The following is a 24,146-nucleotide window of genomic DNA, read 5'->3' as shown; positions in this document are numbered from 1 at the left end:
CGGATGCAGGAGCAGTACCGCACGCTGGCCCACGAGGGCGTGCACGAGACCGAGATCAACCGCTCGCGCTTCCTCTGCGCGCTGGCGCCCGTCGCCGACGAGCGGGAGGCGCAGGAGTTCGTCGCGCGCATCCGCAGGGAGCACCCGACAGCCACCCACAACTGCTTCGCGTACGTCCTCGGCGCCGACGCCTCCGTCCAGAAGGCCAGCGACGACGGCGAGCCCGGCGGCACCGCCGGCGTCCCCATGCTCCAGATGCTGCTCCGCCGCGAGATGCGGTACGTCGCCGCCGTCGTCACCCGCTACTACGGCGGCGTGAAGCTCGGCGCGGGAGGCCTCATCCGCGCGTACGGCGGCGTCGTCGGCGAGGCCCTCGACGCGCTCGGCACGGTGACCCGGCAGCGCTTCCGGCTCGCCACCGTCACCGTCGACCACCAGCGGGCGGGCAAGCTGGAGAACGACCTGCGCGCGACCGGCCGCGCCGTCCGTGACGTCCACTACGCCGACGCCGTCACCATCGAGATCGGCCTCCCCGACGGCGACGTCCCCGCCTTCCGCGCCTGGCTCGCCGACACGACGGCGGGCACCGCCGTGTTCGAACTCGGCGGAGAGGCGTACGGCGACGCGTGACACGCGCAACCTCCCCGGCGTACGCACGGGCGTCCTCTCCCGGTCGGCCCCGGCCACCCCTCCGGCCGGGATAGCGTGGAGGCCGCACACGACGGGAACGAGCGGCGAGGAGCGGCGCACATGCGGGGTGGGACGGCATCGTGAGGCTCCTGCACACCTCGGACTGGCACCTCGGCCGGTCCTTCCACCGGGTCGGCCTGCTCGACGCGCAGGCCGCCTTCCTGGACCACCTCGTGGCGACGGTCCACGCGCACGAGGTCGACGCGGTCCTCGTCGCCGGGGACGTCTACGACCGGGCCGTGCCCCCGCTGCCCGCCGTCGAGCTCTTCGACACCGCGCTGCACCGGCTCGCCGGGGCCGGGGTGCCCACCGTCATGATCTCCGGCAACCACGACTCCGCCCGTCGCCTGGGCGTCGCCGCCGGACTCATCCAGCGGGCCGGCATCCACCTCCGTACCGACCCGGCCGGCGTCGGCACCCCCGTCGTCCTCGCCGACGAGCACGGCGAGGTCGCCCTCTACGGCCTGCCCTACCTCGAACCCGCCCTCGTGCGCGACCGGCTCGGCGCCGCCAAGGCCGGCCACGAGGCCGTGCTCGCGGCGGCCATGGACCGGGTCCGCGCCGACCTGGCGACCCGGCCCGCGGGCACCCGCTCGGTCGTCCTGGCCCACGCCTTCGTCGCGGGCGGCGAGCCCAGCGACAGCGAGCGGGACATCACCGTCGGCGGTGTCGCCGCCGTTCCGGCCGGGATCTTCGACGGCGTGGACTACGTCGCCCTCGGCCACCTCCACGGCAGCCAGACCCTCACCCCACGCGTCCGCTACTCCGGCTCCCCCCTCGCGTACTCCTTCTCCGAGACCGACCACCGCAAGACGATGTGGCTGATCGACCTCGGCGCGGACGGGACGATCACCGAGTCCGTACGCCTCGACTGCCCCGTCCCGCGCCCCCTCGCCCGCATCCGCGGCCGGCTCGACGACCTCCTCGTCGACCCCGCGCTCACGCCCCACGAGCAGGCGTGGGTCGAGGCCACCCTCACCGACCCGGTACGGCCCGCCGAGCCCATGGCCCGGCTCGCCGAGCGGTTCCCGCACACCCTGCACCTCGTCTTCGACCCCGAGCGGACCGCGGACGACACCGGCGCCTCCTACGCCCAGCGGCTCCGGGACCGCAGCGACCAGCAGATCGCGGAGGACTTCGTGGCCCATGTGCGCGGCGGCGCCCCCCTCGACGGGGCCGAACGGACCGTCCTGTACGGCGCGTTCGACGACGTACGGGTCGACACGGCCGAGCGGGAGGCCGGCCGATGAGGCTGCACCGCCTGGAGATGACCGCGTTCGGGCCCTTCGCCACCACCCAGTCCGTCGACTTCGACGCCCTCTCGTCGGCCGGGCTCTTCCTCCTCCACGGCCCCACCGGCGCCGGCAAGACCTCCGTGCTCGACGCCGTCTGCTTCGCGCTGTACGGCAGCGTGCCCGGCGTCCGCCAGACGCCCGGCACCTCGCTGCGCAGCGACCACGCCGCCGTCGGCACCTCCACCGAGGTCCTCCTCGAACTCACGGTGGGGGAGCGGCGCCTGGAGATCACCCGGCGCCCCGCCCAGCAGCGCCCCAAGAAGCGCGGCGGCGGCTTCACCACCGAGAAGGCCCAGACCTGGCTGCGCGAGTACGACTCCGCCACCGGCGAATGGGCCGGCCTCAGCCGCTCCCACCAGGAGATCGGCGAGGAGATCACCCAGCTCGTCGGCATGAGCCGCGAGCAGTTCTGCCAGGTCGTCCTCCTCCCGCAGGGCGACTTCGCGAAGTTCCTGCGCGCCGACGCCGAAGCCCGGGGCCGCCTCCTCGGCCGCCTCTTCGACACCCGCCGGTTCGCCGCCGTCGAGGAGCGGCTCGCCGACCTGCGGCGTGCCGCCCTCCAGCAGGTGGAGGAGGGCGACACGCGGCTGCTGACCCTCACCCACCGCATGACCCAGGCCGCGAGCGGCCTCGACGCGGCCCGCACGCCGGTCGAGGGCCGCCCCGGCGACCCCGGACTGGCCGAAGCCGCCCTCGCCTGGGCCGCCGTCGCCCGCACCGAGGCCCGCGAAGCCCTCGACATCGCCGCCGTACGGTTCACCGCGGCCGAGACCGGCCAGGCCGCCGCGCGCGCCGCACTCGACGCCGCACACGACCTCGCGACCCGCCAGGCCCGGCACGCCGACGCCCTCCGGCGCCACGCCCGGCTCACCGAACACGCCCCGCAGCGCGACGAACACCAGGCCGCCCTCGACCGGAGCCTCAGGGCCGACCGGGTGGCGCCCGCCCTCGGCCTGCGCCGGGACGCCGAGCGCGAGCACACCACCGCCCACGCGGCCCGCGACCGCTCCCGCGCGCTGCTGCCCGCCGACCTCTCCGACGCCGGGGCCGAGCACCTCTCGACGCTCGAACACCGGCTGCGCAAGGAGCTGGGCGGCCTCGAAGCGGCCCGCCGCGCAGAACGCCGCGCCGCCGTGATCGCCGAGGAGCTGGCCGTCCTGGGCCGGGAGGCGCGCGCCGACGAGGACGCCCTCCAGGACGCGGCGGGCTGGCTCGCCGGCTGGGAACCGCGCCGCGCCGCGCTCGTCGACCGCGTCGAGGCCACGACCGACGCCGCCGCCCGCGCCGAGAACCTCGCGGGCCGCCTCGAACCCGCCCGCCGACGGCTCGCCGCCGCCCGCCGCCGGGACGCCCTCGCCGGCTCCACCCGGGCCGCCGAGGGCCGCCTCGCGGACGCCCGCGAGCGCCGGAACACCGCCCACGAGAGCTGGCTCGACGTCAAGTCCCGCCGCCTGGAGGGCATCGCCGCCGAACTGGCCGTCGCCCTCGTCGCTGGCGACGCCTGCCAGGTCTGCGGCTCCATGGAGCATCCCGCGCCCGCCCGCACCACCGCCGACCACGTCGACCGCGCCGCGGAGGAGGCGGCCTACGCGCTCTACGCCGACGCCGAGGAGGCCCGTACCGCCGCCGAACGCGAGCTGGCCGGCACCCGGGAGGCCTGGTCCGCGGCCCGCGCGGAGGTCACGGCCGGGCCCTCGGCCGCCGCGACGGCCGAGGCGGCGACGGCGCCCGCCCGGGCCGCCTCCGTGGGCGACCCCGCCGTCCCGCACGAGCCCACCGTCGACGAACTCACCCGCGAGGTCGAGGAACTGGCCCGGCTGCACGCCGAGGCACACGCCCTCGCCGCGCAGACGCATGGGGCGCGGGAGGCGCTCGCGCGGGCCGAGCGGGAGTACGAGGAACGGGCCGGCGCGCGGCGGGAGACCGAGCGGCGGGTCGCCGCGCGGACCTCGCGGCGCGAGGCGCTGGACCGGGAGCAGTCCTCGCTCGACGAGGAACTCGTCCGGGGACGCGGCGCGTTCGCCACCGTGGCCGAACACGCCACCCGCCTGGAGCGGCGGATCGCCCTCCTGGCCGACGCCGCCGGAACCGTACGCACCGCCGAACTCGCGGCACAGCGGCTCAAGGAGGCCGACGACCGGCTTGCCGACGCCGCCTACCGCGCCGGGTTCACCACCCCGGACGAGGCGGCCGGAGCGCTGCTCGGCGAGGCCGAGCGCCGCACCCTCCAGCAGCGCGTGGACGCCTGGCAGGCCGAGGAGGCCGCCGTCGCGGACCGGCTCGCCGAGCCCGGCACCGCGGCCGCCGCCGGTCTCCCGCCCGCCGATCCCGCCGCGGCCGGGGCGGCCCACACGGCGGCGGAACGCGCCCTGCGCGACGCCGCCTCCGTCCTGTCCGCCGCGCGGGAACGGGCCGACGGGCTGACCGCGCTCTCCCGCCAGGCCGCCACCGAGGTCCGCCGCCTGGGGCCGCTGCGCGAGGAGTACGACCGGGTGGCCCGGCTCGCGGCCCTCACCGCCGGCACCTCCGCCGAGAACGAGCGCCGGATGCGCCTGGAGTCGTACGTCCTCGCCGCCCGGCTCGAACAGGTCGCCGCCGCCGCGACCGCCCGCCTCCAGCGCATGTCCGCGGGCCGCTACACGCTCGTCCACTCCGACGCCCGCTCGGGCGGCAGGCGGGCCGGCCTCGGACTGCACGTCGTGGACGCCTGGACCGGCAACGAGCGCGACACCGCCACGCTCTCCGGCGGCGAGACGTTCTTCGCCTCCCTCGCCCTCGCGCTCGGCCTCGCCGACGTCGTCACGGACGAGGCCGGCGGCGTCCGGCTCGACACCCTGTTCATCGACGAGGGCTTCGGCAGTCTCGACGAGCAGACCCTCGACGAGGTCCTCGACGTCCTCGACTCGCTGCGCGAGCGCGACCGCAGCGTCGGCATCGTCAGCCACGTCGGGGATCTGCGCCGCCGCATCCCCGCCCAGCTGGAGGTCGTCAAGGCGCGGGACGGCTCGGCGGTGCGGCTGCGGACCGGCGCGGACGCGCTCAGCGGCTGATGGCGCGCCGGGGCAGCGGCGAGGAGTAGACGACGCTCGTCGTCACCGAGCCGAGCGTGGCGATCTTCCCGGAGATCTCCTCCAGGTGCTTCATCGAGCGGGCGGCGACCTTGAGGACGAAGCAGTCGTCGCCGGTGACGTGGTGGGCCTCCAGCACCTCGGGCGTGGCGCCGAGCAGGTCGTGGAACGGCTTGTAGTTGCCGTGCGGGTAGCGCAGCCGTACGAAGGCGAGGATGGGCAGCCCCAGCCGGTCCTGGTCGACGATCGCGGTGTACCCGGCGATCACCCCGGCCTCCTCCAGGCGTCGCACCCGCTCCGTCACGGCGGACGGCGACATCGACACGGCACGGGCGAGCTCGGCGAAGCTGGCGCGGCCCTCCGACTGCAGCGCTTCGAGAATGCGCCAGTCGGTGGCATCCGGGGTGTAATCGGTACTCATGGAGCAGACATTGCAGGGGAATCCCCGGCCGATCAAGTGATCAGCCGGGGATTCTCATGATCCGGAAAGAGCTCTTCGGGGCCCCCTCAGAGGCGCGACAGTTCGTCGACGAGGTCGTCGAGGCCCAGTGAGCCCTGCGAGAGGGCCGCCATGTGCCAGGCCTTCGCGTCGAACGCGTCGCCGTGCGCCGCCCGCGCGTTGGCGCGGCCGAGCAGCCAGGCGCGCTCGCCCAGCTTGTAGCCGATCGCCTGGCCCGGCATCGAGAGGTAGCGGGTCATCTCGCTCTCCACGAAGGCCGGGGGACGGCTGCTGTGCAGCTGGAAGAACTCCTGGGCGAGCTCCGGGGTCCACGTCCCGCCCGGGTGGAACGGCGACTCGGCGGGGATCTCGAGACCCAGGTGCATGCCGATGTCCACGATCACCCGGCACGCCCGCATCATCTGGCCGTCGAGGTAGCCGAGACGCCGCTCCGCGTCGGGCAGGAAGCCGAGCTCGTCCATCAGACGCTCCGCGTACAGCGCCCAGCCCTCCACGTTGGCGCTCACCTTGCCGAGGGTCGCCTGGTACCGGGAGAGCCGGTCGGCGACGTGCACCCACTGCGCGATCTGGAGGTGGTGGCCGGGCACGCCCTCGTGGTACCAGGTCGACACCAGGTCGTACACCGGGAAGCGGGTGGTGCCGTCGACCGGCAGCCAGGTCCGGCCGGGACGGGAGAAGTCCTCGGACGGGCCGGTGTAGTACGGCGCGGCGGCGCCGCCCGGCGGGGCGATCCGGGACTCCACCCGCCGCACGCGGTCGGCGAGTTCGAAGTGGGTGCCGTCGAGCGCCTCGATGGCCTCGTCCATCAGCTCCTGGAGCCAGACGCGGACCGCCTCGGTGCCCTCGATGTGCGTGCCGTGCTCGTCGAGGTGCGCGAGTGCCTCCCAGGGGCCGGCGCCCGGCAGGATCCGCTCGGCCTCGGTCCGCATCTCCGCGAGCAGCCGGTGGTACTCGGCCCAGCCGTACGCGTACGCCTGGTCGAGGTCCAGGTCGGTGCCGTTGAAGTAGCGGGTCCAGCGCTGGTAGCGCTCGCGGCCCACCGTGTCCGGCGCGCCGGCGACGGCGGGGGCGTACACGTCCCGCATCCAGTCCCGCAGCGCCGCCACGGCCGCGGTGGCCTCCTTGCCGGCCGTCGCGAGCTCCGTGCGGAGCCCGGCGGGCAGCGAGTCCGGGCCCGAGGTGGCGAACTCCTCGAACCAGCCGGGCTTCCCGCTCGACCCGCCGGACCACTCGGTGAGCTGGTCGATGAAGGTGGCGGTGGGCCGGGGACCGCCGAAGAGCTTGCGCTCCAGACCGAGTTCGAGGGCGGAGCGGTACCCCTCCAGGGCGGCGGGGACGGCGCGCAGACGGGAGGCGACCGCCGTCCAGTCCTCCTCGGTCTCGGTCGGCATCACCGTGAAGACGATGCGGACGCTGTGCGCGGGCGAGCGCATGTTGCTCACCGCGCAGAGGCCCTCCTCGGCCTCGTGGACGGCGAGTTCGGCCGTCAGGCGCTCGCGCAGCAGTCGGGCGCAACGGCGCTCGACGTCGTCGTCGGCGCCGGGGGTGCGCTCGGCCTCGTCGAGCCGGGCGAGGGTGCGTCGTGCGAGGTCGGCGACGGCGCGTTGCCCGGCGGGCGAGAAGTCGGGCAGCAGTCCGGCGCTCTCTTTGACTCCCAGGTACGTACCGGTGATCGGGTCGAGGGCGATGAGTGCGTCGACGTGGTCGTCGGCGACCTGGCGGGGCAGCGGGCTGCTGGAAGTCTCTGGCATGGGGGCCATCCTGATGCCTCCGGCATGCCCGCGTCACCCTCGTCCGGCTTCAGTCGGCTGACAAGGAGGGGCTCGGTCCGGGCGGCAGCAGCGGCCCGCACTCCCACTGCTGGAAGATCAGCCGGGTCTCGACGCGGGCGACCTCGCGGCGCGAGGTGAACTCGTCGAGTACGAGTCGTTGCAGGTCGGCGGGGTCCGCGACGGCCACGTGCACCAGGTAGTCGTCCGGGCCCGTCAGGTGGAAGAGGGCCCGTGACTCGGGGAGGGCCCGGATCCGGTCGACGAACGGACCGATCAGTTCCCGCCGGTGAGGGCGAACCTGGACGAGAAGCAACGCTTCGAGTCCTCGGCCGAGTTTGGCCGGATCCAGTCGTAGCTGGTGTCCGAGGATCACGCCCGTGCGCCGCAGTCGGGCCACCCGGTCCAGGCAGGTCGAGGGCGCCACGCCGACATCGGCCGCGAGTTCGCGGTAGGTGCTCCGGGCGTCGTTCTGCAGGAGGCGAAGAATGTGAAGATCGATCGCGTCCAGTACGACAGAATCAGCCATCTGCCGAACGTAGCACGGTCATTTTTCGCTACTTCCCGGTATCCGTTCACAGTGCCGCCATGGACGCCATGGACTACGGCCCCTCGGTCACCCCGAGGGCCCTCGCCACCGAAGCCGTGCACGCCGGCCGCGACGACCTCGCCGGACTCGGGCTGCACGCCCCGCCGCTCGACCTGTCCACCACCTACCCCTCGTACGACGCCCGGGCCGAGGCCGCCCGGATCGACGAGTTCGCCACCACCGGCGCCCGCCTCGAAGGGCCGCCGGTCTACGCCCGGCTCGACAACCCGACCGTCGCCCGCTTCGAGGAGGCACTCGCCCGGCTGGAGGGCGCCGAGGCCGCCGTCGCCTTCGCCAGCGGCATGGCCGCCCTGAGCGCCGTCCTGCTCGCCCGGACCGGCCAGGGCCTGCGTCACGTCGTGGCGGTCCGCCCGCTCTACGGCTGCAGCGACCACCTCCTGGACACCGGACTGCTCGGCACCGAGGTGACCTGGACCGACCCGGCGGGCGTCGCGGACGCCATCCGGCCCGACACCGGCCTCGTCATGGTCGAGACGCCCGCCAACCCGACCCTCGCCGAGGCGGACGTCCGGGCCCTCGCCCACTCCTGCGGCTCCGTGCCGCTCCTGGTCGACAACACCTTCGCCACCCCGGTGCTCCAGCGGCCCGTCGAGCAGGGCGCCCGCGTCGTGCTGCACAGCGCGACCAAGTACCTCGGCGGCCACGGCGACGTCATGGGCGGGATCGTGGCCTGCGACGAGGAGTTCGCCCGTACCCTCCGGCAGATCCGCTTCGCCACCGGCGGGGTGCTGCACCCGCTCGCCGGCTACCTGCTGCTGCGCGGCCTGTCCACCCTGCCCGTACGGGTGAGGGCGGCGTCCGCCTCGGCCGCCGAACTCGTCCGGCGGCTCGCCACCGATCCCCGGATCGCCCGCGTCCACTATCCGCGGATCGGCGGCGCGATGATCGCCTTCGAGGTGTACGGGGACCCGCACGACGTCATCGCAGGCGTACGCCTCATCACCCCGGCGGTCAGCCTCGGCAGCGTCGACACCCTCATCCAGCACCCGGCCTCCATCAGCCACCGGATCGTGGCCGAGGGAGACCGGCGCTCCGCGGGCGTCAGCGACCGGCTGCTGCGGATGTCCGTCGGCCTCGAGGACGTCGAGGACCTGTGGCGGGACCTGACCCAGGCGCTCAGCGCTCCGCCCGCCGGACCCCCTCGTGCCACTGCTCCTGCGGGGGCCGGGCTGCCGGACGCGACCCCGAGGCCAGCCGGGCGGTGATCACCAGGGTGCCCTCCTCGATCTGGTAGTCGAGGGGGAGGCTCAGCGCCCGCATGGCCGCCACCATCCCGGTGTTGGAGGACTGCGTCACGGCGTACACGCTGTCGCAGCCGGCTTCCTCGGCCATCGCCACGAGGCGGCCGAGGAGTTCGGAGCCGATGCCGCGGCGCTGCCAGTCGTCCTCGACCATCAGCGCCACCTCCGTCTCGTCGCCGTCCCACAGCAGGTGGCCGAGGGCGACGAGACGGCCGGAGGTCGTCTGCACGGCGAGGGTGCGCCCGAAACGGGGGCTGAGCAGGTGGTCCAGGTACCGGTCGGCGTCGCCCACCGGGCCGTGGTAGCGCAGTCCGAGGGTGCGGGCCGAGCAGCGGTCGTGCATGGCCCGCGCGGCGACCAGGTCGCGCTGGTCGGCGCGGCGGACGGTGATCTCGTTGCCCTCGGGCAGGGTCAGCACGTCCTGGCCGCGCGGGACGCGCGGTCCGAGCCGTGCGTCGAGCTCGACGAGCGCGCGGGCGCGCGCGAACTCCGTCGGGGTGAAGGGCAGGTAGGGCCGCTCGACGATGATCGTGCCGCCGTGCGGGTCGCGCAGGCGCATCACGGTCTCCTCCAGGACCCCCTCGACCGGGGCCTGTTCGCCGATGGGGCGGCCGGTGAGCGAGACGGCGGGCACGGAGTGGAGCGTGCAGCGGCCGAGCAGCTGGCGCAGCGCGAGCGGGAGTTCGGCCGCGTCGAGCGCCGTACGGGTGGCCAGGCCGAGGACTCGGGTGGGCGTGTCCACCAGGTCATGGGCGTCGGCCCGCTCGGTCCAGGTGTCCCGGCCGCCGGCGGCCGCGGTCTCGCGGGCCAGGTCCTGGGCGGAGAGTCCGGCGGGGGCGCGCAGCAGGAACTCGTCGACCGTGCCGTCGGCGAGCGGGTGGGTCTGGAGGGTGAGGATGTCCACGCCCTGGCGGGCGAGGACCGTGCAGAGCGCGGCGAGGCTGCCCGGGGTGTCCGCGACGGTGGTCCGCATCCGCCACAGGCTCGTCCCGCCGGAGTTCGCGGGTCCGTCCGCCGCCGGGTCCTCGTCCGCCTCGCCGGTGTCACCGCGGCGGTCGGCCGCCGGGGTGGTGGTGGAGCGCCCGCCGGTGACACCGCTCGTGTCATCACCGGGCGGGGCATGACTGGCATGGCCGTGGCGGCGCGCCCACCAGGTGTGGAACGCGGCGGTGGCGACCAGCGCGATCGCCGAGAACACCAGCAGGTAGGGGCCGTCGGGGCCCTTGGCGATGGTCTTGGCGATCGTGTCGGCCACCACCACGGCGGTGAACAGCGCGGCCAGCTCGATCAGGTCGTGCCGCCAGTGGTGCGGGCGGCGGGTGCTCTTCGAAGACGTCACATCGGTCATGCCTTCACTGTGACCCAGCGGTGTTGCGTGATCACGAACGCTTTGTGACTGACGGGTTAAGCGGCGATCTGGCGCCTTAACGACCGATTCGAGCCGTTTCTGTCCTGGCCTGATCGGTGCCGTGGCGGAGTGCGCCCAGCAGACGCCTCGCCTGCGTGGCGAGCTGCGTGGAACCGCCCCGCGCCACCAGCTCGACCAGCCCCGACGGCACGCCACCCGCCCCGCACCGCTCGACACAGTCGGCCGCCACCGCGAGCAGCTCGCCGAGCCCCCGGACCGGCTTGTCGGCGGCCAGCGGAGCCGGCAGCGCCGCCGCGAGGACCGCCCAGACCGTCCCGTACGCCCCGGTGACCGCCGCCGTCCGGGCGGAGTCCGCCAGCCGGTTCGGCTTGACCGTGCCCTCGGCGACCAGCCACCCCAGCTCCTCACCCACCGCGTGCGCGTCCAGATCGCCCCGGGCGGCGAGCACGAGCAGCGCGTCCACCGCGCGCAGCCGGTCGTCCGCGTCACCGGCACCGAGACCGAACGCCACGGCGAGCGCGACGGCACGCCCCACCCGGCCCTCACCCTCGGCGATCCCGGACAGCCACTCGGCCGACTCCCGCGAACCGTTGACCACCCACGCCAGCGACGGCAGGACGCAGGCCGCCAGCACCTCGCGGTCGGCCGGCAGGACCGACGTCCAGTGCTCCTGGCCCTCGACCCAGTGCCCGCAGCGGCGAGGCGTCGCCTCCAGCGTGCCGCCCAGCCACCGGAAGGCCGCCGGGAACTCCTCCCGGATCACCGCACGGTCGGCGATGTCGACGACCAGCCGGTCCCACATCCACCATCTCAGCAGCGTCCGGTCCTCCTCCCGCCGGAGGAACCGCACGGTCGCCGCCGGCGGTGCCTCCGTCAGCAGCCACGTGGCGAGCCGTCGCCCGGCCGCGGTGCCCAGCGCCTCCGCCTCACCCGCCGCGCGCCCGGCGTCGGGCCCGCTCCGCGACACCCTCAGCAGGGCCTGCGCCAGATCCGCCGGCGCGGGCTCCACCCCGGCGTCCCGATAGGCGCGCAGCCGCTCCGCGAGCACCACCGGGTCGATACCGCCACCTTCCCGGGTCGGCGCGGCGAGGAGGAAGGGCAGCGCGTCCGTACCGATCAGCGCGGCCGCCTCCCACAGCCGGGTGTCCGTGATCTCCGTCAGGGCCTGGTGAAGACAGTCGGGCGTCTCCCCGCCGCGCGCCGACCGGGCTTCGACCCATCGGGGATCCGCGATCCCGAGCAGACCCGCGAGCACCGCGTGCAGCCCGTGGGACCGGTGCGTGAAGTAGTGCGGATGCTCCCAGTCCCCGGTCGTGAACGCCTCCCGCACCGCCCGCGTCACCCCCTCCCGATCCCGATGCGCGTGCCGCACCAGCCCGTCGAAGGCCCGCTCGAACCGCACCGGATCGTCGGAGACCCCCTTCGCCAGCAGGTCCTCCACCAGCGCCTCGACCGTCGACGCCGACGGGGCGACCGGCCGGGGCGCCGGCACGGGAGGCAGGACCTCCTCGTACGGAACCCGGCTCTCCGCCGCGAGGGCGTCCCCGAACAGCTCCACCGCGGCCTGCCGGTGGGCCGGGCTCAGCAGATCGGCCTGTCCGGCCAGTTCGTTCCGCACCGAGGCTTCCACGGCGGACAGATGACGGCCCACCAGCTTCAGCGCCCGTCCCTGGAGGGCGGTGTCCTCGTGCCCGAACAGCTCCGCCACGGCGGGCAGCAGCGCGTCCGCCGCGCCCGGGTCCCCCGTCAGCACCTTGCCGACGAGGACCAGCTGCGCCTGGACCAGTTTCTTCTCGGTGCGGAAGAGCACCGCGGACGTCAGCTCGGCCAGCGCGGCGGTCGACAGCGACCCGTCGACCGCGAGACCCGCCAGCACCTCCTGCGCGTACCCCGCGACGGGCGACGGGGCGTCCGCCGCGATCCCGACCAGGTCCGCGATCCGCTCCCGGAACTCGTCCGCCGTCGGCGCCGACAGCCGCAACACCTCCCACGGGAACCGCAGGTCGTGCAGGCGGCCTCCCCTCAGCAGCCGGGACACGGTGGCGTCCAGGACCTCGGTCCGGTCCACCACACCCTCCCCGACGAGCGTCACGGCCGCCGTCGGCCAGTGCCGCGGCGAATCCTCCTCGGCCGCCCAGGTCACCTGCTCGGGCGGCTCCGGCATCGACAGGGCGTGGACCAACAGGACCGGCGTCTGCGGATCCGCCCGCAGCCGCTCCACGAGCGACGGGGAGGCCTCCTCCGGCCGCAGCCACCGGCGGCCACCGGGAGTGACCTCACGCGCCCAGGCCCGGACGTAGCCGTCGGACTCCGGCACCGCGCGTCCGGACCGCTCCACCAGACCGCGGATCAGCCCGTAACTGTCCTCCGCCACGGACGGCCGTGCCGCGAGCCGGCCGGCCAGTTCGGCCAGCCACTCCGGCGTCTGCCCGCCGATCACCCGGAGCACCAGGTCGCCGTCCTGCGAGCGCCAGGGCAGCAGATCGCGCCCGCCCAGCCAGGTCGCCGCCGCGGCCACCCCCGGGTGACACCCGGCCCCCGCGACGTACAGCGCGCGCTGGACCCCGGCCGCCTCCCGCTCACGCCCGGTCCACCGACGCACCTCGGTACGCAGCGCCTTGAAGTGCGCGAGGGCCGCCCTCCGCTCGGCGGCTCCCAGCGGATTCAGCAGAGCCGGCACCTCCTCGGCGCTTCCCGCGCGTACCGCCTCGACCAGCTTCTCGATCCCCACGGCCTTCTCGCTCCCCTCGCCCCTCGCCGTCACTTCGACCTTCCCCGCACCCACGGCGTCCCCCTTCTTCCGTATGGCCCTCTCGGTCTCCCGCGGCTCCCTCTCGCGCGCCCCCGGCCCCTTCACCGGGCCGCTCCGGGTGCCGCCGCGGCGGCCGTCGCGCCCCGCCGGACCATGAACACCGCCAGCGCGTGCTTGCACGGACCTCGCCGCCCCTGGTGGTCGGCCCACCAACGGCACGTGCAGCCGAGCACCCCGCCCGACTCCCGCACCCGGTACCGCCGTTCCCCCGAAGCCACCGTCGCCAGGTCGCCGTCGAGGTCCACGCCCCCCTCCGCCACCAGTCGGCGGGCGTCCACGAGGCGCGGGTTGTGGCGCTCGGCGCGGTCCGCGTCGTAGGGCAGTTCGCGGTGGAAATAGGAGGCGTCCGCCACGTCGTACCCGACCCGACCGGCCGTGCCGAGCCTGACCAGCGCCGCGCGCACCCGGTCGACCGGGAGCCCGGCCCGCCCCGCGAGGTCCGCCGGGTCGATCCGCGGCTCCCACGCCAGCAGCACCGAGACCAGCTCGGCGTCCTGTGCCGCGTCGCCCGTCGCCAGCGCCTCCAGGACGCCGCCTTCGCCGGAGAAGCCCCGCGCGGGGTCGGGCGAGAGCGTCAGGGTGAGCCGCATGCCCGGCAGGGTCACCTCCCAGGCGCTCGCCGTGGCCGCGCCGTCCGGCACCGGGCCGTACACGCGCAGCCCCGTCGCGTGCCGCAGGACCCGCTCCAGGGCGACGAGCCGGTCAGAGCCCGGCAGACACACCGCCCCCGCGCCTGGCCTGGTCGTCGGACGCAGCGCCCGGCCCGACGGCACCACCCACAGCGGACCCCGTCCCCGGCCCTGCGAGCGCGGCAGGGAACGGAGGAACCGGACGGCCTCGGGAACGGCCGGCTCGGCCCGCAGGTCGAACCGGGCCGACGCGACCTGCGCCTCGGCGAAGCCCCGCAACCAGCGGTCCGGCAGCGGGACCCGTTTCTCCACGACCGCGCCAGCGAGGGTGGTCACCGCCATCTCCTCGGGACCGACCCGCAGATGAAGCGGCTCGTCCCCCGATAGCCGCGACAGAGCCTCGCGCAGCGGGTCGTTGACGTCGACGTTGGTGGTCCCGTGCCCCGTCTCCGTACCGCCGAGCCCCTCGTCGAGCACGTCCAGGCGCGCGTACACCCCGCCACAGCCGGAGAACGACTCGAACCTCAGCCGGTCCCCGTTCCCCGTCACGACCGGGTCCAGCGAACCCGCCCGCACCCGCCGGTCATAGCGGGCCCCGGCCACGTCGGCCACCGCGAGCAGCCCCCGCGCGGCCACTTGCGGCGCCGCCAGGAAACCGGAGAAGAAGCGGGGACGCGCCTCGACGCCCCTGGGGGTGAGGCCCCCTGCCGTCTCCAGGCCGAGCCGCCGGCCGGAGCCCGATGACTCCAGCGCGGACGGCCGTGCGTAGGCGAGCGCCTGTACGGATCGCGTCATGGGGGAAACGGTAGGCCCCGGCACTGACAGTCACCCGGGCCGGACGTCCGGCCCGCCGCCGGCGAGCGGTTCCTCGGGCCGGCGAGCCCTGCGGTGCCGGTGACCAGAGCCGGCTCCGGGCCCGCTGTCGACCGGTGCTACTGCCCCACGAGCCCCGGCCGCAGGACCTTGCTGAACAGCACCGTGCCGCCCTCGGCCCGCAGGCGCACCGTCAGCTCGCCGCTGTGGCCGTCGATGTCGACCTCGCCGAAGTACTGAGGGCTCTCCATCGGCGACAGGTTGGCCCGTTCCGCGGCCCGGACGAACACCCGCTCGGGACCGAAGGTGCCGTCGAGCGCGTTCGCCGGGAACCCGCCCGCCGCCAGCGGCCCGGACACGAACTCCCAGAAGGGGGAGAAGTCCTGGAAGGCCGCGCGCTCCGGTGTGTAGTGCTGGGCCGAGGTGTAGTGCACGTCGGCCGTCAGCCACAGCGTGCCGGTGATCCGCCGGTGCCTCACGAACCGCAGCAGCTCCGCGATCTGGAGCTCGCGGCCCAGCGGCGCGCCCGGGTCGCCCTGCGCGACCGCCTCGAAGTTCGCCGCGCCGTCGGGCACCACCAGACCGAGCGGCATGTCGGCGGCGAGCACCTTCCAGACGGCGGTGGACGCGGCCAGTTCCCGCTTCAGCCAGGCCAGCTGCTCGGCGCCGAGGATGCCGGTGGTGTCGTCGGCCTGCCGGCCGGGGGAGTTGGCGTTCCGGTACGAGCGCATGTCGAGGACGAACACGTCGAGCATCGGCCCGTACCGCACCACGCGGTGCATCCGCCCCTCGCGCCCGCCACCGCGCGCGTGGAGGGTGGACACCGGGGTGTACTCGCCGAAGGCGCGCAGGGCGCGGGCGGCGAGGACGTCCACGTCCTTCTCCGTGTAGCGCGCGTCGTCCAGGATCTGCCCCGGGTACCAGTTGTTGCGCACCTCGTGGTCGTCCCACTGCACCACCGACGGCACCTGCGCGTTGAAGGCCCGCACGTTGTGGTCGAGCAGGTTGTACCGGAAGTTGCCCCGGTACTCGTCGAGCGTCTCGGCGACCTTCGCCTTCTCCGGGGTGGTGACGTTCCGCCAGATCCGGCCGTCGGGCAGGGTCACGCTCGGGTGGAGGACCCCGTCGGCGTAGATCGAGTCACCGCTGCACAGGAAGAAGTCCGGGTCCAGCCGGCGCATCTCCTCGTACGCCCGGAAGCCCCCGATGTCCGGGTTGATGCCCCAGCCCTGGCCCGCGATGTCCCCCGACCACAGGAAGCGGACTCCGTCGCGCCGCCGGTCCGGCGCCGTACGGAACGTGCCGACGACCGGTTCGGAGGTGCGGCGCGGATCGTCCGGGTCGGCGAGCGTGACCCGGTAGTGGATCCGCTCGCCGGCCGGCAGGCCGCGCAGGGCCGTGGTGCCGGTGAAGTCCGTGCCCGCCCCGATCAGCGGCCCGTGGTGCCGGCGCACCCGCCGGAACGACTCGGTCGCCGAGGTCTCCACGACCATGCGCGCCGGCCGGTCCGACCGCACCCACACCAGACCGGAGGAGGCCGTGACGTCCCCCGTCTGCACGCCCCACTCGGCCCGCGGCCGGCCCGACAGCGCGAACGCAGGTGAGGCCAGACCGGTGCCGCCGAGCGCGAGTCCGGCCGATGCGGCCAGCGAACCCCGCAGCAGACTGCGCCGGGCGGGCGAGGGGGAACCGGGCACGGGGTGGGACATGGGAAGGCCTCCGAGGTCGTTTCCGGGCGATCGTGGTGCGCCGTCGCATGCCTAACGGCCGGGGACGGCGCCCACACGAACCCCGCGTGAACAGATCACCCGCCCGTGAGGCGGAGGGCACGTGCGGCGGAGCCGGAGGCCGACCCGAGCGGTCCGCTCAGCCGCCCGTCACCCGGCGTTCGCCCGGCTTCGCCCCGCCCGGCCACGCCCTGTCGCGTGCGGCGTGCCCCACCCGACCGCCTCAACGCCCCTGGCGCCTCGCGCTCGTCACGCCCGGCACCCGCCCGGCCGCGTCACGCCCCGACCGCCTCCGCCACCAGCCGTACCCCGGTCTCGATCGCGGAGGGCGACAGGTGGGCGTACCCGATGACGAGCCGTACGTCCCCGTCGTCGTGCCGTCCCGTGCCGTACTCCTCCAGTGGGCGCAGCGCCACCCCGGCGTCGGCGGCCCGGCTCACGAACCGTGCGGAGGGCCCGAAGCGCCCCGGTACGCGCGCGATGACGTGGAGTCCGGCGGCGATGCCGCTCACCCGGGTGCCGGGGAGGTGTTCCGCGAGGGCGGCCAGAAGGGCGTCGCGCCGCTCCCGGTAGGCGCGTTGGCAGTGGCGCAGCTGGCGGTCGTAGCCGCCTCGGGTCACGAACTCCGCGAGCACCGCCTGATCGAGCACGGGGTTGCCGAGGTCCATCGTCCGCTTGCGTTCGACGACGTCACCGAGCAGCTCCGCCGGGACCAGCATCCAGCCGAGCCGAAGTCCCGGGGCGAGCGACTTGCTGACCGAGCCGGCGTAGACGACCCGCTCGGGGTCGAGCCCCTGGAGCGCCCCGACGGGCGCCCGGTCGTAGCGGAAGTCGCCGTCGTAGTCGTCCTCCAGGACGTATCCGTCCACCGCCCGCGCCCAGTCGAGGAGCGCGCCGCGCCGCTCGGCCGACCAGCTGATGCCGGAAGGGAACTGGTGCGAGGGCGTCACCACGACCGCGCGTACCTTTGAGTCGGCGAGCGGCCCCGGGCTCAGCCCCTCCTCGTCCAGCGGCAGCCAGACGGTGTCCATGCCGGTCGAGGCGAACAGCCGCCCGTGCTCGGGGCTGCCCGGATCCTCGATGCCGATCGCGCGCAGCCCCCTGGCCCGCAGTACGAACCCCAGCAGGGTCGACGCCTGGGCCACCCCGGAACAGACCACGAGCCGTTCCGGATCGGCCACCACACCGCGCCGCCGTGCCAGCATCGCGGCCAGTGCCTCGCGCAGTTCGGGCAGCCCGCGCGGATCGGGGTAGCCGAGCGACGGATGGGGCAGCCGGGCCAGGACGGACCGCTGTGCCGCGCCCCAGGCGGTCCTGGGGAACAGCGACAGGTCGGGGGTTCCCGGGTGGAAGTCGACGCGCACCCCCGGCGCGCGCGGGGCCAGGTCGCGGGCCTCCGGCACGGCAGCCCTGGCCGCCCCGCCCACCCATGTCCCCGAGCCCCGGTCGCTGCGCAGGTACCCCTCGGCGGTGAGCTGTTCGTACGCCTCGGTCACCAGGCCGCGCGAGACGCCCAGGTCGGCGGCGAGCTCCCGGGTCGACGGAAGCCGCGTCCCGGACGCCAGCCGACCCGCCCGCACCGCGTCGCGCAGCGCCTCCTGGAGGGCCCGGCCGCGCCGTCGCGCCGGGGCGCCGGCGGCCGGAAGCAGCAGCTCCCAGGCGGGCTGCCCCGGAGCGTCCGCACCGGAAACGGCCCTCTCCGCTGCCTCTGTCATCCGGGACCGTGCCCCTTCCACCGCGTGAACTCGCCGCCCCCTGCGGTCCGTCGACCCGAGTATGCCGCGACGGAACCGCGGGACGCGTACGACGGCCATCAGCCGGGACGACCACCCGAAGCGCCCCGGCCGCCGCCCCGGGGCGGCCCGATCCGTTCGCCGGAAGTGGTCCCCGATGGCGCCGGGCAAGTGGACCTTAACGAGGGCCGCGCCGCTTTCTAGCGTCGGGAGCATGAACGCGAACTCCCTGCGCGGGGTCCTGCTGGTCACCGTCGCCTACGCCCTCGTCGGCGCCTCCTTCACCGCGAACAGCCTGCTCGGCGCCTATCCGTACGCGGGCGGGCAGGCGCTGCGCTACGGAGCCGCCTGCCTGCTCCTGCTCCCGTTGCTCGGCCGCGGCGGGTCGGCCCCGCTGCGGCTCCTGACCCCGCGTCACTGGCTGCGCCTGGCAGCCCTCGCGGCCGTGGGCATGGTCGGCTTCAACCTCGCGGTGCTCGCCGCCGAGCGGTCCGCCGAACCGGCCGTCCCCGGTGTCCTGGTGGGCTGCGCCCCCGTCGTCGTCGCCGTCCTGGTCCCGCTCACCGAGGGCCGCAGGCCCGCCCCCGCCGTGCTGTACGGGGCGCTCCTCGTCGCGGCGGGCGCCTTCACCGTGCAGGGCTGGGGGCGGACGGACCCGGCCGGGATCGGCTGGTCGGTCGCGGCGCTGGCCGGCGAGGTCGGGTTCACGGTGCTCGCCGTGCCCGTGCTGCGGCTGCTGGGGCCGAAACTGCTGACCGCGGCCGTCTGCGGCGTGGGTGCGGTCGAGGCGGCGCTCATCGGTCTCGCCGTGGACGGGGCCGGTGTCGTCCGGATGCCGACGGCCGTGGAGGCGGGCGCCCTGGTCTGGCAGGCGGCACTGGCCACCGTCGTCGGGTTCGTCCTCTTCTACATGGGCGTCCAGCGGGTCGGCATGGAGAGGGCCACTCTCTATACGGGCGCCATCCCGGTCGCCGCCGCGCTGAGCGCCGCCCTCGTCGGGCACGCCGCCTTCGGCCTCCCGCAGGCGGCCGGCGGCCTGCTCGTGGGGGCCGGCGCCGCCCTCGGCACCGGCCTGTTCAGCCGTACGGCCCGGCCGGACTCAGCGGCTGCCGTCCAGGATCACGCGCGCGACGAGGGCCGGGTCGTCGTTCATGGGAACGTGCCCGCAGCCGGGCAGCCGGACCAGCCGCGCCCCCGGCAGGGTGTGCTTGGCGCGGACGCCCTGGCGCCGCAGGAGCAGCCGGTCGCGGGTGCCCCAGGCGATCGTGACCGGGACCGTGGGCACGTCGTCGCGGAACAGTACGGTCCGGCCAGAGGCCAGGGTCTGGTGGAAGCCGGTGGCCCCGCGCAGCGCGAGCGTCTCGGCGACGACCGCCTCGGGTGACCTGCGGCCGGGCCGCGCGTAGATGGTGCTGGTGAGGGCGGTGCGCCCGGCGGGCGTACGGGAGAGGCGCTCGATCACCGGCACCGGCAGCGAGCGCGCCGCGACCCGCATGGCCCGCAGCGTCCCGAAGGCGTACCTCCGCTCTCCCTCGGACCAGAAGCCGGCGGGGGAGAGGGCGGTGACCGAGCGGACCCGCTTCTCCCGGCCGAGCTCCAGGGCGAGCAGCCCGCCGAGGGAGTTCCCCGCCACGTGCGGGTGCTCGACGCCGACGGCCCCGCAGAAGGCGTCGAGCACCGGGACGACGGTGGACAGGTCGTACGGCGAGCCGTCCGGCAGCCCGTCCGACGCGCCGAATCCGGGCAGGTCGACGGCGATCACGTCACGCTCGGCGGCCAGCACGTCGAGGACGGGCTCCCACGCCTGCCAGTGGTGCCCGATGCCGTGGAGCAGCAGCAGGGGTTCCCCCGCGCCCCGCCGCTCGTACGTCATCGACGTCGTGCGGGGACCCGTGGGGGTCTCGATCGTGAACGCGATCCGTGCGGGCATACCGGCTCCCTGTCCTGAACACCTGGTGTGCGAAGTCCCTTAGACGGCTTGTCAGCAAGAGCATTACCGTTCGGTAGCCAGTAGTTCAAGACCACGTCCGAAACTGGACAGGGGGGTGGCCGTCGGCTGGGATGGACGGGTGCCCACCGATACTCCGACCGACACCCTGACCGATCTCTTCGAAGAGCACCGCCCGATGCTCATCGGCGTCGCCTACCGGATGCTCGGCCGCGCGGCCGACGCGGAGGACGTCGTCCAGGAGGCCTGGCTGCGCTGGACCGCGGAGGACCGGACGGCCGTCCGCGAGCCGCGCGCCTTCCTCGTGCGCATCACCACCCGGCTCGCCATCGACCGGCTCCGCCAGGTCCAGAGCCGCCGCGAGTCCTACGTCGGACCCTGGCTGCCCGAACCCGTCGTCACCGACTTCGGCGCGACCGCCCCCGACACCGCCGAGCGCGCCCTGCTCGCCGACTCCGTCTCGCTCGCCGTCCTCGTCGTCCTCGAATCCCTCTCGCCCCTGGAACGGGCCGTCTTCGTGCTGCGCGAGGCCTTCGGCTTCCCGTACGCGGAGATCGCCGGCGCCCTCGACCGCTCCGAGACGGCCGTGCGCCAGCTCGCCGGCCGGGCCCGCCGCCACGTCGACGAGGGCAGACCGCGCTACGACGTCGACCCGGCCGAGCGCCGCGACCTCACCGAGCGCTTCCTCGCCGCCGCGGCCGGCGGCGACCTCGGCGAGCTCCTCGCCCTGCTCGCCCCCGACGTGCGTCTCGTCGGCGACAGCGGCGGCAAGTCCAAGGCCCCGCTGCGGATCATGGACGGCGCCGACAAGGTCGGCCGCTTCCTCAAGGCCGTGGCCGAAGGAGCGGAGAGCCTGTACCAGGTCCGCCTGGTCGAGCTGAACGGCGGCCCCGCCGCGATCGTCCTCGCCGACGGACGGCCCGACTCCGTCTTCCAGATCGAAGTGCGCGACGGACGCGTCCAGTGCGTCTACATCCTCCGCAACCCCGACAAGCTCGAAGGCCTCGCCGGCCTCTGACCGCACCACCCGTGCCCCGTCCCCCGACCCCGGGAGACGGGGCACAGTGCTGCGCGCGGCACACACGGACGCGAACGTCCTGTGAACGATCTAGGTCAGAGGGTCACATTCAGGGGCGTTCGACGGAGGATTGGTCTTGACCAAGGGGTTGGCTCGCCTTATGGTCGCAGAGTTAGTGCAGGAACCTTTAATAAACAAGGGCGCGGAAAAACGCCGCGGGACACGGCGAATTGCGGAGGATCAGGGTGGGGACCACGCAGCTGGCATCGGTACCGGAACCGAAGTACCAGCACCTCAAGACAGTGATCGGCGAAGCGCTCGACTCCGACTTCGCCGTCGGGGAGATCCTCCCCAACGAGCGCGAGCTCGCGGCGCGCTTCGGCGTCGCCCGCGCCACGCTGCGCCAGGCACTGGAGCAGCTGGAGCTGGAAGGCAGGCTCCAGCGCCGCCGCGGCGTCGGCACCACGGTCGCCCCGCCGCGCGTAGGCGTGGACGTCTCCACCACCCAGCACGCCTGGCCCGGCGTCGCCGACGACTCGTGGCAGTCGCTCGACTCCGCCGCCGACGTGGCCCCCACCGCCGTCGCGCGCGTCCTGGAGACCGGTGCGGAGGACCAGGTGCACGTCGTCCGCCGCCTGCGCATCTCCCAGGGCCAGCCGGTCGCCGCCGAACTGCTCTACGTGCCCGTGGACTCGGTCCCCGGCCTCAGCGCCATCGACGCGCCCGCCGGCCCGGCCCGCGCCCGCGCCGTGCTGCGCGAGCTCCAGCACCTCGCCCTCGACGGCCAGGACCGCTCCGTCGAGCTTGGTTCCGCCCGCGCCGACGACGCCAAGGAGCTCGACCGGCTGCCCGGCGCCCCCGTCCTCGTCGTGACCACCCGCTACCTCTCCGCGGGCCGCACCGCCGCCGTCTCCGTCGCCACCTACCGCGCCGACACCTGCCGCCTCACCTTCGGCGACTCCGGCGACCTGGTCATGGCCTCGTAACACCCGCACCGCAGCACCCGACGCGTACCGGCCCGTCGCCAGGACACCTCCTAGCGGCGGGCCGTCACCGTTCCCTCGACCGCGAAGAGCTGTTCCTCGACGTGGTCGAGGGCGAGGCGCAGCGCGCCGGTGCCCACCGCTGCCTCGCCGAGCAGGGAGAGCACCACGCGGGGAGGCCGCAGGCAGAACCGGGAGAGCTCCTCGCGCAGCGGCGGGAGCACGCCGTCGAGGCCGGCGGCCCAGCCGCCGACCACGACCAGCTCGGGGTCGATCGCCAGGACCAGCGCCGCCACGTCGTGCACGAGACGCTGGATGAACCGCTCCACCGCCGCCTCCGCGCGCGCGTCGCCCTTGCGGGCCAGTGCGAAGACCTCGGCGACGGCCTGCTCGTCCAGCGGGTGCAGCGGCTCGTCGGTGGTCGACAGCAGGTGCTCGGGGGTGACCCCCCGGCCCAGCAGGTGCAGGGCGCCGATCTCCCCGGCCGCCCCGCCGTACCCCCGGTGCAGTCGGCCGCCGATCAGCGACCCGGCGCCCGGGCTCAGCCCGGCGAGCACGAACACGATGTCGTCGGAGTCGGTCGCCGCACCCTTCCAGTGCTCGGCGACGGCCGCCGCGTTCGCGTCGTTCTCCACGATCACCGGGCAGCGGAAGGAACGCCGCAGCCGCTCGCCCAGCGCGAGACCCGTCCAGCCCGGAAGCGCGGTGCCGAGCCGCACCGTGCCGTCGGCCTCCACGATGCCGGGGGTGCCGACGCCGACCGCCCGCAGATTGGACCGGGCGACCCCGGCCCTGCGCAGCACGTCGGCGACGACCGTACGCACCTTGTCCAGGCGTTCGTCCTCGGGCGCCGTCTCCGACACCTCGCGGGACCCCGCGCCGATGATCCGCCCGTCCAGACCGGAGAGCAGCGCGGCCACGCGGTGCGGGCCGATCTCGATGCCGAGGAGATGGCCGGCCTCCGCGCGGAAGCGGAACCTCCGCGCCGGACGTCCCTGCCGACGGGCCTCGCCCTCCTCGGGCGCCGACTCGACGACGAGTCCGCCCTCCATGAGCCCCTCGACGACCCCCTCGACCGTGGGCCGGGAAAGTCCCGTGATCCGGGTCAGGTCCGTGAGCGTGGGAGCGTCGGCGCCCCGCAGCGCATGGAGTACCACCGCGGAGTTGATCCGCCTCAGCAGAGACGGATCCCCGCCGGTCAGCCGCCCCACAGTGTGTCCTCCCAGCTCGTACACCTCTTCGGCGGATGGTACTCAATGGGCAGGGTCGCGGCGAGCGCCGCCCCCGGCCCGCCCCTCCAGGACGCCTGACGCGACGCCAACTGTCAGTGCCGCGGGCTTTACTGGCTCCATGACCACCACGGCTCACCACCTGGCGACGATCGACGCCGTGGTCACGACGGTCGACCCACCGGTGGAGACGTTCCCGGCCGGCCCCCTCAGGCGTAGCCGACCGCCGAGCCGACGAAGGTACGGAACGCGCCGCCCGTGCCGCGGCCGTCGAGCCGGCTGCCGCCGACCCCGACCGCGAAGAGGAACGGGTCGACGTTGTAGCGCTTGTTCCGGACCCCGGTGAAACCCATGATCACCGGATTCTGGTGGGAGACGTCGCGCGCTCCTGCCCGGGACCGGTAGAAGGTCCAGGAAAGCCCCGGGGCCCGCGCGACGATCGTGTCCCCGATGTGAAGGCCCAGGTCGTAGGCGACGGCGATCCACAGCGGGCGCGGCCGCGTGGACCCCTCCGCCTCCGGCTCGACCTCGGCGAGGTACCAGCCCTCCAGCGCGTCGAGGTCCTCGTCCGACGCGCCGAGCCGCAGCCCGTTCGCCCCGACCAGGTCGGCGAGGGCCGTCAGCCGCTCGTCCTTCGTCGCCATCCGGTGCTCGTACTCCCGGAGGGCGGCAGCCGGGGACAGGTCCCCCACCGGCCCGTCCTCCAGGGGCTGGAACGGCCGGTAGTCACCCCACTCCACGGGCACTCCTTG

17 protein-coding genes and 1 pseudogene are annotated in these 24,146 nt (G+C 74.8%); 7 read left to right on the top strand and 11 right to left on the bottom strand.

Translation table 11 applies throughout. The features are described 5' to 3' along the window. Positions 1–3 precede the first annotated feature (3 nt). From OO54_RS06215 to OO54_RS06205, 3 genes are all read left to right on the top strand, one after another. Positions 4–630, top strand: coding sequence for a YigZ family protein (locus tag OO54_RS06215; protein WP_033201822.1), 627 nt, complete (start codon positions 4–6; stop codon positions 628–630). A 140-nt stretch (positions 631–770) separates the two neighbouring features. Beyond that, positions 771–1,940 (top strand): exonuclease SbcCD subunit D, encoded by a 1,170-nt coding sequence (locus OO54_RS06210; protein WP_033201821.1) that lies wholly within the window; start codon positions 771–773, stop codon positions 1,938–1,940. Then, a complete protein-coding gene (locus OO54_RS06205) occupies positions 1,937–5,035 on the top strand; it encodes an AAA family ATPase (protein WP_033201820.1) in 3,099 nt (1,032 codons plus the stop codon). Before OO54_RS06210 ends, OO54_RS06205 begins: the two co-directional genes overlap by 4 nt. Here the strand turns inward: OO54_RS06205 and OO54_RS06200 are convergent. The 3 genes from OO54_RS06200 to OO54_RS06190 form a co-directional block, all read right to left on the bottom strand. Continuing rightward, positions 5,025–5,474 carry an Lrp/AsnC family transcriptional regulator gene (locus tag OO54_RS06200; RefSeq protein WP_033201819.1) on the bottom strand — a complete coding sequence of 150 codons (450 nt, stop codon included), beginning with the start codon at positions 5,472–5,474 and terminating at the stop codon, positions 5,025–5,027. The genes OO54_RS06205 and OO54_RS06200 overlap by 11 nt on opposite strands. 86 nt (positions 5,475–5,560) lie before the next feature. Next, the gene (locus OO54_RS06195) at positions 5,561–7,264 is read right to left on the bottom strand and encodes a DUF885 domain-containing protein (RefSeq protein ID WP_200146683.1); all 1,704 of its coding nucleotides are present in this window, start codon (positions 7,262–7,264) and stop codon (positions 5,561–5,563) included. 49 nt (positions 7,265–7,313) lie between these two features. Next, complete coding sequence (locus tag OO54_RS06190) at positions 7,314–7,811, bottom strand: Lrp/AsnC family transcriptional regulator (protein ID WP_017241445.1); 498 nt, start codon at positions 7,809–7,811, stop codon at positions 7,314–7,316. A 59-nt stretch (positions 7,812–7,870) separates the two neighbouring features. Here OO54_RS06190 and OO54_RS06185 point away from each other — a divergent pair, with 59 nt between their 5' ends. Beyond that, positions 7,871–9,097: a trans-sulfuration enzyme family protein gene (locus tag OO54_RS06185; protein ID WP_033201817.1), complete on the top strand. Its 1,227-nt coding sequence runs from the start codon at positions 7,871–7,873 to the stop codon at positions 9,095–9,097. Here the strand turns inward: OO54_RS06185 and OO54_RS06180 are convergent. The 5 genes from OO54_RS06180 to pdxR form a co-directional block, all read right to left on the bottom strand. Next, positions 9,009–10,481 (bottom strand): GNAT family N-acetyltransferase, encoded by a 1,473-nt coding sequence (locus OO54_RS06180; protein ID WP_033201816.1) that lies wholly within the window; start codon positions 10,479–10,481, stop codon positions 9,009–9,011. The genes OO54_RS06185 and OO54_RS06180 overlap by 89 nt on opposite strands. A 76-nt stretch (positions 10,482–10,557) precedes the next feature. After that, positions 10,558–13,287, bottom strand: coding sequence for a DUF7824 domain-containing protein (locus tag OO54_RS06175; RefSeq protein WP_234439435.1), 2,730 nt, complete (start codon positions 13,285–13,287; stop codon positions 10,558–10,560). Positions 13,288–13,355: 68 nt separating this feature from the next. Next, positions 13,356–14,738, bottom strand: coding sequence for an SWIM zinc finger family protein (locus tag OO54_RS06170; protein WP_033201815.1), 1,383 nt, complete (start codon positions 14,736–14,738; stop codon positions 13,356–13,358). A gap of 137 nt (positions 14,739–14,875) precedes the next feature. Continuing rightward, on the bottom strand, positions 14,876–16,465 hold the full coding sequence (locus OO54_RS06165) for an alkaline phosphatase D family protein (RefSeq protein WP_033201814.1): 1,590 nt from the start codon (positions 16,463–16,465) through the stop codon (positions 14,876–14,878). Between the two features lie 293 nt (positions 16,466–16,758). Then, complete coding sequence (gene pdxR / locus OO54_RS06160) at positions 16,759–18,198, bottom strand: MocR-like pyridoxine biosynthesis transcription factor PdxR (RefSeq protein ID WP_033201813.1); 1,440 nt, start codon at positions 18,196–18,198, stop codon at positions 16,759–16,761. 61 nt (positions 18,199–18,259) lie between these two features. On the opposite strand from pdxR, the pseudogene OO54_RS49040 reads away from it, so the two are divergent. Beyond that, positions 18,260–18,835: pseudogene (locus tag OO54_RS49040) on the top strand (EamA family transporter); the annotation flags it as partial. A gap of 480 nt (positions 18,836–19,315) precedes the next feature. Here OO54_RS49040 and OO54_RS43300 read toward each other — a convergent pair. Further along, on the bottom strand, positions 19,316–20,146 hold the full coding sequence (locus OO54_RS43300) for an alpha/beta fold hydrolase (RefSeq protein WP_078905071.1): 831 nt from the start codon (positions 20,144–20,146) through the stop codon (positions 19,316–19,318). 139 nt (positions 20,147–20,285) lie between these two features. Between OO54_RS43300 and OO54_RS06150 the strand changes: the two genes are divergently transcribed. Further along, complete coding sequence (locus tag OO54_RS06150; RefSeq protein WP_033201909.1) at positions 20,286–21,182, top strand: RNA polymerase sigma-70 factor; 897 nt, start codon at positions 20,286–20,288, stop codon at positions 21,180–21,182. 245 nt (positions 21,183–21,427) lie between these two features. Continuing rightward, on the top strand, positions 21,428–22,168 hold the full coding sequence (locus tag OO54_RS06145) for a GntR family transcriptional regulator (RefSeq protein ID WP_033201811.1): 741 nt from the start codon (positions 21,428–21,430) through the stop codon (positions 22,166–22,168). A gap of 50 nt (positions 22,169–22,218) precedes the next feature. Here the strand turns inward: OO54_RS06145 and OO54_RS06140 are convergent, their stop codons facing one another. Next, complete coding sequence (locus OO54_RS06140; protein WP_033201810.1) at positions 22,219–23,376, bottom strand: ROK family transcriptional regulator; 1,158 nt, start codon at positions 23,374–23,376, stop codon at positions 22,219–22,221. A gap of 227 nt (positions 23,377–23,603) precedes the next feature. After that, positions 23,604–24,134 carry a hypothetical protein gene (locus tag OO54_RS06135; protein ID WP_033201809.1) on the bottom strand — a complete coding sequence of 177 codons (531 nt, stop codon included), beginning with the start codon at positions 24,132–24,134 and terminating at the stop codon, positions 23,604–23,606. Between the last annotated feature and the right edge of the window lie 12 nt (positions 24,135–24,146).

The sequence above is a fragment of the Streptomyces wedmorensis genome (assembly GCF_000716445.1).
Classification (GTDB): Bacteria; Actinomycetota; Actinomycetes; order Streptomycetales; family Streptomycetaceae; genus Streptomyces; species Streptomyces wedmorensis.
The sequence above is the reverse complement of the archived record's forward strand: the minus strand, read 5'-3'. Positions and strand labels throughout refer to the sequence as shown.

Excerpts from the sequence above, each read along its gene's own strand:
- OO54_RS06215 (WP_033201822.1), top strand. The coding sequence starts at position 4 with ATGCAGGAGCAGTACCGCACGCTGGCCCACGAGGGCGTGCACGAGACC.
- OO54_RS06205 (WP_033201820.1), top strand. The coding sequence starts at position 1,937 with ATGAGGCTGCACCGCCTGGAGATGACCGCGTTCGGGCCCTTCGCCACC.
- OO54_RS06200 (WP_033201819.1), bottom strand. The coding sequence starts at position 5,474 with ATGAGTACCGATTACACCCCGGATGCCACCGACTGGCGCATTCTCGAA.
- OO54_RS06195 (WP_200146683.1), bottom strand. The coding sequence starts at position 7,264 with ATGCCAGAGACTTCCAGCAGCCCGCTGCCCCGCCAGGTCGCCGACGAC.
- OO54_RS06190 (WP_017241445.1), bottom strand. The coding sequence starts at position 7,811 with ATGGCTGATTCTGTCGTACTGGACGCGATCGATCTTCACATTCTTCGC.
- OO54_RS06185 (WP_033201817.1), top strand. The coding sequence starts at position 7,871 with ATGGACGCCATGGACTACGGCCCCTCGGTCACCCCGAGGGCCCTCGCC.
- OO54_RS06180 (WP_033201816.1), bottom strand. The coding sequence starts at position 10,481 with ATGACCGATGTGACGTCTTCGAAGAGCACCCGCCGCCCGCACCACTGG.
- OO54_RS06170 (WP_033201815.1), bottom strand. The coding sequence starts at position 14,738 with ATGACGCGATCCGTACAGGCGCTCGCCTACGCACGGCCGTCCGCGCTG.
- OO54_RS06165 (WP_033201814.1), bottom strand. The coding sequence starts at position 16,465 with ATGTCCCACCCCGTGCCCGGTTCCCCCTCGCCCGCCCGGCGCAGTCTG.
- pdxR (WP_033201813.1), bottom strand. The coding sequence starts at position 18,198 with ATGACAGAGGCAGCGGAGAGGGCCGTTTCCGGTGCGGACGCTCCGGGG.
- OO54_RS43300 (WP_078905071.1), bottom strand. The coding sequence starts at position 20,146 with ATGCCCGCACGGATCGCGTTCACGATCGAGACCCCCACGGGTCCCCGC.